The sequence below is a fragment of the Auritidibacter ignavus genome (assembly GCF_003703835.1).
Lineage (GTDB): Bacteria > Actinomycetota > Actinomycetes > Actinomycetales > Micrococcaceae > Auritidibacter > Auritidibacter ignavus.
The window spans coordinates 1-13,669 of record NZ_RDQR01000011.1; the positions used below are offsets into that span (position 1 = coordinate 1).

The window sequence follows — 13,669 nt, forward strand, 5'->3', positions numbered from 1 at the left end:
TGAAACTCTTGTGGCTAGCGATCTGCACGATCGAGGACAAACGCGCACGCCAACGAGCCAAGGAACGCGGCAAACCCGCCAGCCAGCGCAAAGCCGCCGGCAGACTCGTCGAAGGACAAGTCACCACGAACTGGAAACAGGCACTAGCCCAACTCGCGGCAGCCTACCCCGACCGAATGAACCCATACCTGTAAACCCAACCCCCGTACACAACAGAATTGACAACCTCCATGGGCGTGGCCCCGTGGTCGAAACCAGACTTGGTGCCTTGTTCCTTGCCGGAGCGTTTAGCCAGACCGTTCCACGCACCGATCATCGCCGAGGCCAGCGACAGGTTAATCTCTTGGTCACCGCGGGACAGCGTCCCTGCTACAACGTCCTCGTCAACTGTCATGACCAGCACCCTGTAGTCGGTCAACAGGCCAGCCTCGACCGCCTCGCCAAAACCAAGACGATAGAACTCCGGGCCGAAAATGGCCTCATCATCCATGGACGCAACCTCGGCGAAATGCTCTGCCGCCTTGCCTTTCACGGCGTCGTCAAAAAGCCGTGGGGTTGCGGTCATATACAGGCGTTTAGCGGCCTTGATGTAGGTGGCGTCGTGAACCCGGGTGAAGTTCGAGGCCTCTTCACCAGCCAGGGTGACACCAGTGGTGCGGTGCGCCTCATCACAAATCACCATATCGAAGGCGTCGAGTCCCTGAGCCTGGGCGTCGTGGATAGCCGGCAACGACTGATAGGTGGAAAAAACAACATGCAACCCGCGTCCGCGTCTGCCGGAACTCATGCGCCGCGCGATCTCAGCCCCGTTCGTGGAGACCGGTACCTCCAGATCATAGGACGCAATGTCCTCAGCCTTCTTCGACACCTTCGTATCCGAGCACACCGCCACCGAGCGCAGATCAAGCCGTGCTTGCGCGGTCCATTCCTTCAACGTTTGAGACAACAGCGAGATCGAGGGAACCAGGAACAGTACACGGGCTGCACCGTTACCGGCTTCTGCGACTTTTTCGGCCAGGCGCAACGCGGTGAACGTCTTCCCGGTACCACAAGCCATAATCAGCTTGCCACGATCACAAGATTTAAAACCCTCCAGGGTTTCCTCGATCGCGGCCTGCTGGTGCGGGCGCGGGGAAAACGTCTCCTTGCGCGAGAGGTTGACCTGAACCTCTGAACCAGGGAAAGCCACATCCCAGTCAATGGGGGAATGCGCAATATCTGCCAGGCCAATGCGACTAGTGGGAATGATCTGTTTTTCCAACGCCTTTTCCGCGTTAGCCGACCACCTATCTGTCGTGGAGATGACAATCCGGTTAGCAAAGGTCTGCGCGCCGTCTTCGGTGTCAAAACTATGCCCAGAGGCCTCAAAAAAGGAATCGAGATGTCCCTTTTGCAAATAGGTGGTGGGTTTATAGAACTTGCACTGGATAGCCGCCCACCGGCCGTCCTCTCGCCTGCGAGCGACAAGATCAATCCCGGTATCAGCACGCCCACCGTTATAACGCCAATCCACCCAACGGTAGACCTCGTCGTACTCGTTGGCCATCACCGGATCCTCGCGGAAGTAATTAACCATCAACTTCTCGAACGCGGAACCATACCTACCCACAGGCTGATTCTCCCGCAACTGATCCAACACCTGAGCAAACGAAGACATGAAAACATTATCCCCCAATAGTGTGCTCTGTCGCGGTCTGCGTCACAGACGCGGTTCATTGATTACCGCATCTACACCCTGGTCGGTCTCACGCCGATTGATGGGGCCATCCTTGCCACCGGCGGGAAGATTCAGTTGATTGGATCGCATCGGCTGGTTGTGCAGCAGGGGTTCTTCCCGGATTTTATGTTGCGCACATTCATACCGGTGATTTGAACCGACGGCTAGTGGCACCTCAGTTGGGTGGGCCAGCATCTATCACGAGGCGTTGTGACCTCGAGCCGACTTGCGGGGTGACTCCTATGGTGCGGTAGGACTACTGCGCCAGTGGCGGGCGCTGGGCGTTATCGGTGGGTGGCTCAGCCGGGTCGTTACCCAGGCGCAGGATGTTGTTCTGCTCATCGACGTGCACCACGGTGGGTTCGTAGGTGCGGGCTTCTTCGTCGTCCATTTGCGCGTAGGCAATCAAGATGACGAGGTCCCCGGGGTGGACCAGGTGCGCGGCCGCCCCGTTGATGCCCAGGACCCGAGTGCCTCGCTGTCCGGCGATAGTGTAGGTCTCCAGGCGAGCGCCATTGGTGATATCGACAATCGAGACCAACTCACCGGGCAGAATTCCGGCAGCATCAAGCAGGTCCTGGTCGATGGTCACCGAACCAACGTAGTTCAGGTTGGCTTCAGTCACCGTGGCGCGATGGATTTTCGCGTGAAACATGGTACGGAGCATGCCTCCTAGTCTAGGGGGCTTGGGGACAGACCGTGACCTTCAGTGACCGAGCCAACGTCGATGGTCGCCACGTAGCCCGGAAGGGGACCCTCACCACGGTGAGGGATAGCAGACTACAGCAGGGCTATATACCCATTTAGCCTTGCCTAGGATTGCTGGAAGCTCGACAGCGTCAGCGAGATACTTGAGCCATGAAAAAGATCGCGACTTTCATTCGGCAGTATCCCATTGTGGCCATTACCTTGGTGTTGCTTGTCGTCGTGCTCGCCTGCGAGTTCTCCGGTGCCACCACTGCGGCGCAGTGGATTGCCACCGGGTATGTCATTGTCATTATTGCCTTGACCGCCTTCGACACGATTCGCGATATTCTGCGTGGCCACTTTGGCCTCGACATCCTTGCGTTGGTGGCGATGATTGCCTCCATTGCGGTGGGTGAATATATCGCAGCGATGATTATCGTGCTCATGCTCTCGGGTGGTGAAGCGATTGAAGACTACGCCGCCCAACGAGCGACCAAAGACCTCGACGCGTTGTTGAAGATGGCGCCAAATACCGCGCACCGGTTGCGCAGCGATGACCCGGACGCCACCGCCGATGACATTGACGTCACCGAGGTCGCCGAGGGCGATCTATTACTGGTCAAGCCTGCCGAAGTGGTTCCCGTCGACGGTGAGCTGATCAGCGATTATGGCGACTTCGACGAGTCCTCGCTGACCGGTGAGAGTCTGCCGGTCCAATACGAACGCGGTCACGCGGTGCTGTCGGGTTCCATCAACGGTCAGCGGGCGGTGCGGATCCGTGCCACGGCAGACTCCAACTCCTCCCAGTATCAGAAGATTATTGCGCTGGTAGCAGAAGCCGAGCAAGCCAAAGCCCCCACCGTGCGGGTGGCCGACCGGTTTGCGGTCCCGTTCACGCTCGTCTCGTTGGCCATCGCCGGTCTGGCTTGGTGGCTGTCGGGCGACCCGGTCCGTTTCGCCGAAGTACTGGTGCTGGCTACCCCGTGCCCGTTGTTAATTGCTGCCCCGGTGGCATTCATGGGCGGGATGAGTTCCAGTACCCGCAACGGCATTATCGTCAAAGGTGGAGCCACTCTCGAGGCATTGGCGCGGGCGAGTTCAGTGGCCTTCGATAAGACCGGTACCCTCTCCTACGGCCAGCCCGAACTGGTTGAGGTGATCCCCGCCGACGGGGTGGATGCCGACGAGTTGCTCACCTTGGCGGCCTCAGCTGAGCAGTACTCCTCCCACGTGCTCGCCGAAGGCGTGATCTCTGCAGCTTATGAGCGTGGACTGAGGCTGACCACCACCGAGGATGCGAACGAAATTGCGACCAACGGTGTCACTGCGGTCATCGACGGTCGCCATGTGGTGGTGGGTAAGCTGGCTTTCGTTCAAGAGACCGACCCGGAGGCAACGCGTGTTCCGTTGGAGCCGGGACAAACCTCGGTGGCGGTGGCGATCGATGGCAGGTTTGCCGGTAGTTTATTGCTCGCTGACTCGCTGCGCGACAACTCCTCGACCACCGTCCGAGAGTTGCACGACCAAGGCATCGACACGATCGCGATGCTCACCGGCGATAATCAGGACACTGCCACCTCACTGGCTGAACAAGCTGGCATTGATACGGTCCACGCCGAACTGTTGCCCCACGATAAGGTGGAGATCATCAAGACTCTGCCCAGTCCGGTGATGATGGTCGGCGATGGCGTCAATGATGCCCCGGTGCTCACCGCCGCCGATGTCGGAATCGCCATGGGCGCTCGCGGAGCCACCGCTGCCAGCGAGTCCGCCGACGCGGTGATTGTCCGCGACGACATCAGCCGGGTGGGCTTGGCGGTGCGCATCGGTAAGCACACCTTCCGGATCGCGCTGGAAGCGATATGGATTGGCATCATCCTCTCGATCGGGCTGATGCTGGTGGCCGCCTTCGGCTACATCCCCGCTGTGTGGGGCGCGCTAACCCAAGAACTCGTCGACCTGGCCGCTATCCTCTACGCCCTGAGGGCACTGACCGGTGGGATCAAGGGCAAAAACAAAAACCGGGGCGCGGACCGTCATGACGAGGCCCAGCCCTCCGACGTCACGGAAGTTTCGCGTAGCTGACGCGTGCTCCCGGGGCTCTGGGTCCACCTGGCTTTTCTTATGGGATGGCGTGGCGACCTGTTTCATGGCGATGTAATTCGCCGGAGGCCAGGCGACCAACATGGCGAGTCAGAGCCTCGAGCGGTCCACGTCCGGTGACCGCCATCCAGAGGGGGCAGACGATCAGGGCGCCGATGACCATGAACAAAGCGGTGAGGTCCTCTTCAGCTGGCCCGATCCAGTCTCCGAGGTTGATGTTGCCATAGACGATCAGCGTGACCACCGCATGGGCCGCATAAACGGTCAGGGGCATGGCTCCCATCGCCGATAGCGGGTAGGTGACCCAACGTACCGGACCGCGACATATCAGCAGGCACGCTCCAAGGACCGTGGCACCGACGCCGAGGCCCAGCATGATTTCCAGACTGCCACCGGTGTGTGGGCGGCTCGAGGTTAGACCCAATCTCAGCCATTCCACGGGGTCGACGGGTTCTTCTTCCGGAACAACGTCCCCTGGTTTCCACGACGAAGAATCGTCTGTGTCGTAGGGGTAGAAACTCCCGTCCTCGAGGTAGCCGTAGGAGTCTTCGCTGTCGTAAATACTCCCGTAGGAAGAGTAGCTCCCCTCATCCAGGGAGGTTCCGGCGCCGTCTTCAGTCAGCGAGGCCAGGAAAAAGCCCAGCGCGGCCACCACCAGACCGCCTAGCGCTAGCACCGTAGCCAGTCGGATACTGCGCAAATTGGAACGACCAATAGCCATACCGGTCAGGGCTAGTGCGAGCCAGGCGGTGAGCGGGTAGGGGCTGAAGAAGAGAAATGCCAGTGCGCCATCAAAGGAAGAGAGGGCATTAAGCATCTCCAACAGGACCGGGCCGATGATGGCGAATCCTGCTGCCCAGACCAACAGCCAGCGACGACGCAACCGCATAAACGGCATCATGGCAATATAGAGCATTCCGAAAATCGGCAAGATGACCGAGATGGGAGTGCCCAACGCCTCGAGGGCAAGACCGATGCCGAAAATGGTGGCCGCGCGCCCTAGCAAACGAAGACGCAAGAAAGGCAATGCCTCGATATCGGGACGCCGGGTGCCTCCGGTCATCATCGCCAGCGAGATCCCGGCCAATAGCGCGAATAACAACGAGGAAAAGCCGTGCACAATTCCCGGCCAGGTCGACGGTTCGGAAATTTCGAGCTCAGGAATTAACGCCATATGGGCGAAAATCATGCCAATAATGGCCAGAGCCCGGGCGACGTCGAGGCCCGGAACGCGGGGCGGTGTTATCAGCGTGCGCGCTGAACGAAAGGAAAGCACAACATGTATTTATCTCATGCTCTTCTGGAGAGCAAATGCGACACACTGTTGAGACCTTGTTGCAATAGTGGTGGCCGTCGTGTGGGAATCAGCGCGATGATCAACACAAAGACCCAGGACTCTTTCACTGGTGCCGAGAAAGCACCGAAAATGATGGCGACCTAGAGGATGGGCACCTTAGCCTCGTTGCTTGGTCAGGAACGTCAGCATCAGGTTGGCGAGGACTTCAGGTTGTTCAAAATGGAGGAAGTGAGGGGTGTTACTGCCTTCGAGGAGATGGAATTCCGCGCCGGGGATGGCGTCGGCAACTTTCTTCGACTGCCACGGTGGAGTGAGGAGGTCCTGTTCTCCGACTACCACTAGGGTCGGTGTTTTGATCTGGGCCAATCGGTCGAGGGTGTCATGAGCCAAGTCGGCGTCCCACTGCTCGACGGTGGTTTGGATCTGCACCTCACTCTGCGGCAACCCGCGCAGAACGGGGGCGAGAAATTCCGGGAGATCAGCACGGTCCAACGTTTCGGGAGAGAAGGCAAGACCGGTGGCGGTGGCGGCAACGTCTAAGTCACCTTGAGCGTACGGGTACCGGAGGGAAGTAATCACTGCGGCTTGGAACCCGTCGCAGCGACCCCACGTGGAGTAGAGGATCAGGGACTTGACGTGGTCCGGATAGTTGATTGCGAGCTCTTGTGCGACAGCGGAGCCAAGGGACCACCCCAGAATGTGCGCTTGAGGAATCTGCAGTGCGTCCATCAGGGCCGCCACATCCTGAGCCATTGAGCGGACTGAAATATCACCATCGCCACGGTCAGTCTCGCCGATCCCCCGGTTATCGAAGGTGATGACACGGTAATTCTGAGCAAATCGGTCTTCAAACTCGGCCCAGGTACCAATAGCTCCCGAGGTGCCCATGATCAGAATCAGAGGTTCGCCCGAGCCTTGCTCTTCGTAGTGAACATTGATGCCGGTCGAGATCTGCACGTGTGGCATGTGAGGCTTCTTTCTGGCGTCGAGTCGTTCTTATCTCTGTGACTGAGACTACCTGGGTTGCACGACCAGAGACCAGGCATACAGCAGACGTAGCGCCCTGTGCTTCTCGCGTTTCACGATAGCCTGGCAACTTCGACAGGACACTTCAGACAAAGATGCCTAGATACACTCTGCAGGGAGTGCATCTAGGCATCGGGAGGCGGTCGTGGGCTGTGAAACTAGGGTGATTCGTAGAAGACCGGAGCGTTGGGTCCTAGTGGCAAGTCGAGTCCCATCCAACCGATGGTCATCAACGTCCAGACGGCCCAGAATGCTAGCGAGTAGGGCAACATTACCGAGACCAATGAGCCGATGCCGATCTTCTTGTCGTAGCGTTGGGCCACCACGATGATCAGCGCAAAGTAGGTCATCAGCGGACTGAGGATGTTGGTGGCTGAATCCGAAACGCGGTAGGCGGCCTGGGTGAACTCCGGGGAGATGCCCAGCTGCATCATGATGGGCACCATGATGGGTGCCAGCATCGCCCATTTTGCGGAGGCCGAACCGATGAATAGGTTTACCAGGCCGGTGAAGAGCATGAAGAGCAACACCAGAGGAATTCCGGTGAGGTTGATCGAGTCTAGCGCTTCGGCGCAGAGGACCGAGAGAATCAGACCCAGGTTGGTTTGTTCAAAGTAGGCGATGAACTGACCTGCGGTGAAAGACAAGACCAGGAACATGGCCATCCCGGAAATGTATTTGGAGATGTGGTTCACGGCATCGGTGTCGTTTTTCACCACATTGGTCACGATGCCGTAGACCAGGCCGGGAATGAAGAAGACAACGACGAGAATAATGGCCAGCGAGCTCATGAACGGCGACTGGATAACAGCACCGTCTTCACCACGCATCGGAGCATTCGGCGGAACAATGAGCAGAAGCAACAACCCAATGGTGATCACCAGCGAAATGCCGGCCCAGATCAGGCCCTTTTTCTGCAACGGGGTGACCTTCAGCTGTTCCTCATCCTCGCCCTCGATGGCCCCTTCACCGGTCCACTTACCCAGCCGGGGTTCCACGATGAACTGGCTGACCAGCGTACCGACGATGGCCAGGATAAAGGTCGAAGCGATGATGAACCAGTAGTTCATCGCCAGGTTCATCTGGTCGGCGTAGGCAGGGTCGATGGTGGCGGCGGCTTCAATGGTGAGCTCGCCGAGCACCACGTCTGTTCCGGAGAGCAGAAGGTTAGCACTAAACCCTGCCGAGACGCCGGCGAAGGCGGCAGCAATTCCGGCCAGCGGGTGTCGTCCGAGGGCGACGAACAGGATGGCTGCCAGGGGAGGTAGTACCACGTAGCCGGCGTCGGAAGCTACCGAGGACATCACACCGGCAAAGACAATGGCGAAGGTGACCAGCGTGCGGGGGATGGAGAGGATAAAACCACGTAGTGCGGTACCGATCAGTCCGGTGGATTCGGCCATACCGATACCGATCATGGTAGCGAGCACCACGCCGAGTGGGGCGAAGTTGATGAAGTTATCGACCGCTGACGAGAAGATCCACTCAACACCTTCGGCGGAAAGCAGGTTGAACACTTCCACCGTTTCGCCTTCAACTGGATCTTCGACACTCAGCCCGGCCTGGGAGAGAACCCATGACAGCAGGATGACCAGCAGGGCCAAAATCCCGAAGAGAGTGACGGGGTGCGGAAGCTTATTGCCACCCCACTCGATGACGTCCAAGAAGCGTTGGAAAAAGCCCTTCCGCTTTCCACTTTCCAAGGTTTTTGACGGGGCATCATCGGTGACGGTGTTGTCGGTCGTTGCTGCTCCCGAGTCGTTGTGGTGGATGCTCATAGAGGTCCTCTAGTAACGGTTATGTGATGAGATAGCCAGCGAGCTGGTGGTGTAGCACGCCGGAATGGTCTTATTTTTCCTGTGGGGAGAAATAAGACCTTTGAGGTGAGGTAAATCATAGCTAACGTTTTGGGGTGATTTCAAAAACGTCACTCTTAAAATCGGTGTAGTTAGCCATCCGCAGGGCCTCTTCTTCACCGTCGACCTTGAGAATGCCAATAGCGTCTTCGAAGATCCGGCGGGTAGCGATGCCCGTGCCTGGGTGGAGAAACCCGACCTGCACCCCGAACGCGAGGCAGCTCCCGTTACCACAGCGGTCTAGTCGGACTTGTTGACATCCTTCACGACAGGATGGCGGGCCGGTCACCTCGATTGATGAAGGCACCGGCCCGCCAGTGTCTTTGCCACGCTTGTAGCACGCCTAGTTGGTGGTCAACACCGCATCGAAGTAGGCGGCAATACCGTCCACATCATCCAGTGGTAACACAGCGGCCACATACTGGTCCGGACGGACAATCACAACCACACCGTCGCGAGAAAGTTCACGAGCCTCAAAGATGTCCTCGTCCGGTATAGTGGCGTAAATCTTCTCCCAGTACTCCAGGCCGAACTTCCCGACCTTGGGGCGGAAGATGGCTGGGGCATCCACGCAGTCGAAGCTCGCGGTGTCTTGCTGGTAGATGACATTCGGCTCAATCTGAGCGTCGATGTCGTCGCCTTCGCGACGGTATTTCACGAACGGTGAGTCCGCGGAGGTCTCCAACCACTCGGCCAACTTTGAGAGCTTGGAATCGTGCTCGCCACAGGCCGGGCGGTCCGCAAAGGCGTACAGTCGCCAGCGACCATCCGCCACCGCCTGGTGGCCGATGTGCAAGGGGTTGGCGTCGCAGACGCGCATGGCCTTAGCCGACTTGAAACGCTTACCCACGGGGAACCCGGCGGCCAACTCCTGGTGCTCGGTGCCGCCGGTGACCATGGAGGGACGGTATTCAGTCAAGAAGCCGGCCGGGAACTCGGCGGTCTTGACGTAGAAGTCCTCCAGGTATGTCGGATCTGGCAACTCTTCGGTCGGGGTGGCCATCAGGGTCGACCATTCCTTATCGAAGTCGATGAGGTTCTTGGCCACCTCTTGGCGCTCATCCGAGTAGGTGTGCAACAGGGTCTCGGGGCTGCGCCCCGACAGCACCTGGCCCAGCTTCCAAGAGATATTGAAACCGTCCTGCATTGACACGTTCATACCCTGACCGGCCTTGGCCGAGTGCGTGTGACAGGCATCGCCGGTGATGAACACGCGCGGGGTCAACCGGTCGCGGTCTTCGGTGTCGACATCGTCGAAGTGATCGGTCAACCGGTGTCCTACCTCGTAAACCGAGTTCCAGGCCACCGACTTCACATCCAGGGTGTAGGGGGTGATGATGTCGTTGGCCTTGCGGATGATCTCCTCAATCGGGGTGTCGCGCACCTTGTGGTCATCATCTAGAGGCACTTCACCCAAGTCCACGTACATGCGGAACAGGTGTCCACCCTCGCGAGGGATGTGCAGAATCTGGCCGTGCTTGGAGTTGATGGCGCACTTGGTGCGGATATCCGGAAAGTCGGTGTTAGCCAGCACGTCCATGACACCCCAGGCGTGGTTGGCGACATCGCCACTCATCACCCGCCCGATGGAATCGCGGACGCGAGAGTGGGCGCCATCGCAACCCACGACGTACTTGGCACGCACGGTGCGTTGTTCGCCCTTCCGGGGGCCGGCTACGTACTCCACCTGGACCTCGACCGGGTAGTCCTGCTCGCGGTCCACACTCAGTCCGAGGAACTTAATCCCATAATCCGGGGTAATCCGACCCGGGGCCCGCCGTGCAGCTTCGGCGTAGCCATCCAATACGCGTGCCTGGTTGACGATCAGGTGTGGGAACTCGGAGATGCCGGAAGGGTCATCGGGAGTCCGGGCGGTACGAATGATGTTCTCGGGGTTGGTGGGGTCCGGCTTCCAAAAACACATCTCGGTGAGCCAGAAGGCCTCGTCGATAATTTCGCTAGCGAAGCCAAAGGCTTGGAAGGTCTCCACCGAGCGGGCCTGAATACCGTCGGCCTGGCCGATCTCCAGACGTCCCTCACGGCGTTCAATAATGCGTGTATTGACTTCGGGGTAGTAGGACAGCTGAGCGGCGGCCAGCATACCGGCCGGACCGGTTCCGACAATCAGAACGTCCATTTCGTCGGGGAGTTCGTCGCTGCGATTGAGGCCGTAGCCAGCAGCAGGACGAATTCGGGGGTCTTCGGAGACATAGCCGTGTTCGTGGAAATGCATCGGTGGTTCACTCCTTGTCGGAAAAGACAGAGTAGATCGTGCCGTAGAGCGTGTTCTATAATCGAACACTAAACTCTATTATCGAATTTATGAGTCAGATCATAGAGGAAATATGAGCTGGCTTACAAGGAGGTGTGTCGTGGCAGACCCGGTTACTCGGTCCGCAGGATCACAAACCCTCAGTCGCGGTCTTCGAGTACTGGAAGTGCTCGCTAATTCCCCGTCTGCGATGAGCATCGACCAGGTCGCTCACGCTTTGGGGCTACACCGCTCGGTGTGTTACCGGCTGGTGCGCACCCTGGAAGACCACGGGCTGGTGGTGCGTGATCAGCTGGGGAAACTCGCGCTAGGTGTACGACTCGTGGCCTTGGGCGCCTCGGTCGAGCGAGATATGCGTGCCACTGCCCTGCCCTTATTGACCCTGGCCGCTCAACGGTTAGCCATGACCTGCTTTCTGGCCATCGAAGACCGCGGGGAATGCTTGACGGTCACCAGCGTGGAACCTCCCCACCAAGAAACCGTCATCGCCCAGCGCCCCGGCGCGCGCCATCCCATCCAGGACGGGGCCACCGGAAGAGCGATCTTGGCGATCATGGATGAGGCTTCTTGGCCAGAGGGCATCAGCGACGAGGTGCGAGCCAATGTCCACGAGATCAGGCGGTGCGGTTGGGCGGAGTCCTACAGCCAGGTCATCCCCGGACTGTACGGCGTCGCGATCCCAGTGCGCTTCGAGGACGGCCGGCTGGGATCGGTTGGAGCATTGAGCCTTTTCCACGCCACGGGCGAGCATCTCAACCGTGTCTTGGAAGGCCTGCGCACAGTTGAGACCGGGCTTGTCGAAGCTGGCGTGGGTACCTTAAGGTAGGGGTGTCGAAGGTCATAGTGGGCTGAACCAACTGTGATGCCTTCTCGGCCTGGCGTTTGAAAAAGAAACGCTAACTCTTCGGTGAAGAGCCAGACATATATGGAATCGATCGACATATCTGTCTGTTGGGAGCGTTTCATATGCCAACTGTTGCTGCTGTTCTTGCCGATGCCCTGCACCGCCACGCCTCCGCCTTCTTTGGACTGATGGGCAATGGCAATGCCTATTTCATTGACGCGCTACATCAGCTCGGCACCGACATCGTGCCGGTCCGCCACGAAGTCGCCACGGTAGCCTCCGCCGATGCCTACTACCGGGTGTGCCAAGAACTCGCGGTGGCCACCACGACCTATGGGCCGGGCTTTACCAATACGCTGACCGCGCTCGCTGAAGCCTCGCTGGCGCAGATCCCGCTGATCCTGGTGGTCGGAGACCAGCCCACTCCGGGGCGTCGCCCCTGGGATATCGACCAAGTTGCCACAGCGGCCTCCATGGACGTGCCGACACTGACCGTTGAGCCCTCCAACGCCGGCACCGTAGCCATCTCTGCTGTCGAACAAGCCGTGTCGCTACAACGCCCCGTGGTCCTCGCGATTCCCAATGACTTGGCCACCGCTGAGGTCAGCGCCGATGGTGCCGTCATCCCTGAGCTCACCCCTAAGGCGCCGAGCCCGGTAGTTGATACCGAGACCATCCACAACATGGCCACTGCCTTGCGGGAGGCTTCCCAGCCACTCATTCTGGGTGGTCGCGGTGCCCGTCACTGTGCTGTGGCCTTGCGTGAACTGGCCGGCCTGCTCGGCGCCGATGTGGCTACCTCCGCACCCGGGCGCGGGCTGTTCTACACCGATGGCACCGACGGATTCACCGATTTGGGCGTGTGCGGAGGATTCGCCGCCCCGGGCTCCGCCCAGCGCATACGTGAAGCCGATGTTGTCCTGGTAGTCGGAGCCGGGCTGAACCAATTCACCATGGCCTTTGGTGAAGCCTTCGGCCCCGAGGCGCACGTCATCCAGATTGACAGCGAACCACAGGCCACCCACGCCCGCGTCAACCAGTTCCTCAGCGCTGATTCCGCTACCGCCGTCCCCGCGCTACTGGATGCGTATAAAGCCACCACCTCTGCGACCGAGTCGCGGGCGAAGACTGACAACACCGAAGACACCGCTCGCGAGCTCCGCGCCTATGAGACCGGCACCGAATTCGGCCCCGCCGGTGGGCTCGACCCCCGCGCGCTGAGCACCCGGTTGAACGAGCTGCTGCCACCAGACCGGATCTACATCACCGATGGTGGCCACTTCATCGGCTGGCCTAATATGTTCTTCGACGTGTCCGAGATCGACCACATGATCTTGCTGGGCACAGCCTTCCAAACTATTGGGCTGGGTTTCTCCGCCTCTGTCGGAGTTGCTCACGCTGCCCCGGAGAAAACCACTGTGCTGGTCACCGGTGACGGGGGTGGCATGATGGCCTTCGCTGACGCTGAATCCCTGATCCGTACTGCCAAGAGCGCCGTGGTCATCGTCTTCAACGACGCCGCCTATGGGGCTGAGGTCTTCCAATACGGCAGTAAGGGATTGGCCGAAGAACCCATGCGCGTCGGCGAGATCGACTTCGCCGGGCTGGCCACCAGCCTGGGCGCTCGCGCCTCCGTGATCCGCAGTTTCAACGATTTGAAGGACTTCACCCAGTGGGTTGCCGACGGCGCACACGGCACCTTCGTATTGGACTGTCGCGTCGACGGGAGCATCGTCGCCCCGTATATGCAAGAGATCGCTGGGATTTAACGCTGTATACCGCCCTGCCACTGTGAATGATGTCATGTGGTCTATATGACATGAGATCTCAAATCGTATATAGTCTGAGCTCGGCGGGTATGACCTAG

10 protein-coding genes and 1 pseudogene are annotated in these 13,669 nt (G+C 59.3%); 4 read left to right on the forward strand and 7 right to left on the reverse strand.

Annotated features, from left to right (window positions below):
- Positions 1-194: pseudogene (locus DYI20_RS06865) on the forward strand (IS256 family transposase); the annotation flags it as partial.
- On the opposite strand, the gene DYI20_RS06870 reads toward DYI20_RS06865, so the two are convergent.
- Both DYI20_RS06870 and panD read right to left on the reverse strand, forming a co-directional pair.
- Positions 164-1,657, reverse strand: a complete 1,494-nt coding sequence (locus DYI20_RS06870) for a restriction endonuclease (protein WP_122549170.1) — start codon at positions 1,655-1,657, stop codon at positions 164-166. The pseudogene DYI20_RS06865 and the gene DYI20_RS06870 sit on opposite strands and share 31 nt — an antisense overlap.
- A 316-nt stretch (positions 1,658-1,973) precedes the next feature.
- On the reverse strand, positions 1,974-2,384 hold the full coding sequence (gene panD, locus DYI20_RS06880) for an aspartate 1-decarboxylase (RefSeq protein ID WP_110098997.1): 411 nt from the start codon (positions 2,382-2,384) through the stop codon (positions 1,974-1,976).
- 191 nt (positions 2,385-2,575) lie between these two features.
- Here panD and DYI20_RS06885 point away from each other — a divergent pair, with 191 nt between their 5' ends.
- Positions 2,576-4,489, forward strand: coding sequence for a heavy metal translocating P-type ATPase (locus DYI20_RS06885; protein WP_122549172.1), 1,914 nt, complete (start codon positions 2,576-2,578; stop codon positions 4,487-4,489).
- A 37-nt stretch (positions 4,490-4,526) separates the two neighbouring features.
- Here DYI20_RS06885 and DYI20_RS06890 read toward each other — a convergent pair whose 3' ends face one another.
- The 5 genes from DYI20_RS06890 to DYI20_RS06905 all read right to left on the reverse strand — a co-directional run bounded on the left by DYI20_RS06890 (position 4,527) and on the right by DYI20_RS06905 (position 10,919).
- The gene (locus DYI20_RS06890) at positions 4,527-5,783 is read right to left on the reverse strand and encodes a DUF418 domain-containing protein (protein WP_110098995.1); all 1,257 of its coding nucleotides are present in this window, start codon (positions 5,781-5,783) and stop codon (positions 4,527-4,529) included.
- 177 nt (positions 5,784-5,960) lie between these two features.
- Positions 5,961-6,770 carry an alpha/beta fold hydrolase gene (locus DYI20_RS06895; protein WP_110098994.1) on the reverse strand — a complete coding sequence of 270 codons (810 nt, stop codon included), beginning with the start codon at positions 6,768-6,770 and terminating at the stop codon, positions 5,961-5,963.
- A 218-nt stretch (positions 6,771-6,988) separates the two neighbouring features.
- Complete coding sequence (locus DYI20_RS06900) at positions 6,989-8,608, reverse strand: AbgT family transporter (RefSeq protein WP_122549173.1); 1,620 nt, start codon at positions 8,606-8,608, stop codon at positions 6,989-6,991.
- 121 nt (positions 8,609-8,729) lie between these two features.
- Positions 8,730-8,891, reverse strand: a complete 162-nt coding sequence (locus tag DYI20_RS12335) for a hypothetical protein (RefSeq protein ID WP_183145607.1) — start codon at positions 8,889-8,891, stop codon at positions 8,730-8,732.
- A gap of 138 nt (positions 8,892-9,029) precedes the next feature.
- Positions 9,030-10,919, reverse strand: a complete 1,890-nt coding sequence (locus DYI20_RS06905) for an FAD-binding monooxygenase (RefSeq protein WP_122549174.1) — start codon at positions 10,917-10,919, stop codon at positions 9,030-9,032.
- A 139-nt stretch (positions 10,920-11,058) separates the two neighbouring features.
- On the opposite strand from DYI20_RS06905, the gene DYI20_RS06910 reads away from it, so the two are divergent.
- Both DYI20_RS06910 and DYI20_RS06915 read left to right on the forward strand, forming a co-directional pair.
- Positions 11,059-11,784: an IclR family transcriptional regulator gene (locus tag DYI20_RS06910; RefSeq protein ID WP_166769950.1), complete on the forward strand. Its 726-nt coding sequence runs from the start codon at positions 11,059-11,061 to the stop codon at positions 11,782-11,784.
- A gap of 140 nt (positions 11,785-11,924) precedes the next feature.
- Positions 11,925-13,571 carry a thiamine pyrophosphate-binding protein gene (locus DYI20_RS06915; RefSeq protein ID WP_122549176.1) on the forward strand — a complete coding sequence of 549 codons (1,647 nt, stop codon included), beginning with the start codon at positions 11,925-11,927 and terminating at the stop codon, positions 13,569-13,571.
- The last annotated feature ends 98 nt before the right edge of the window (positions 13,572-13,669 follow it).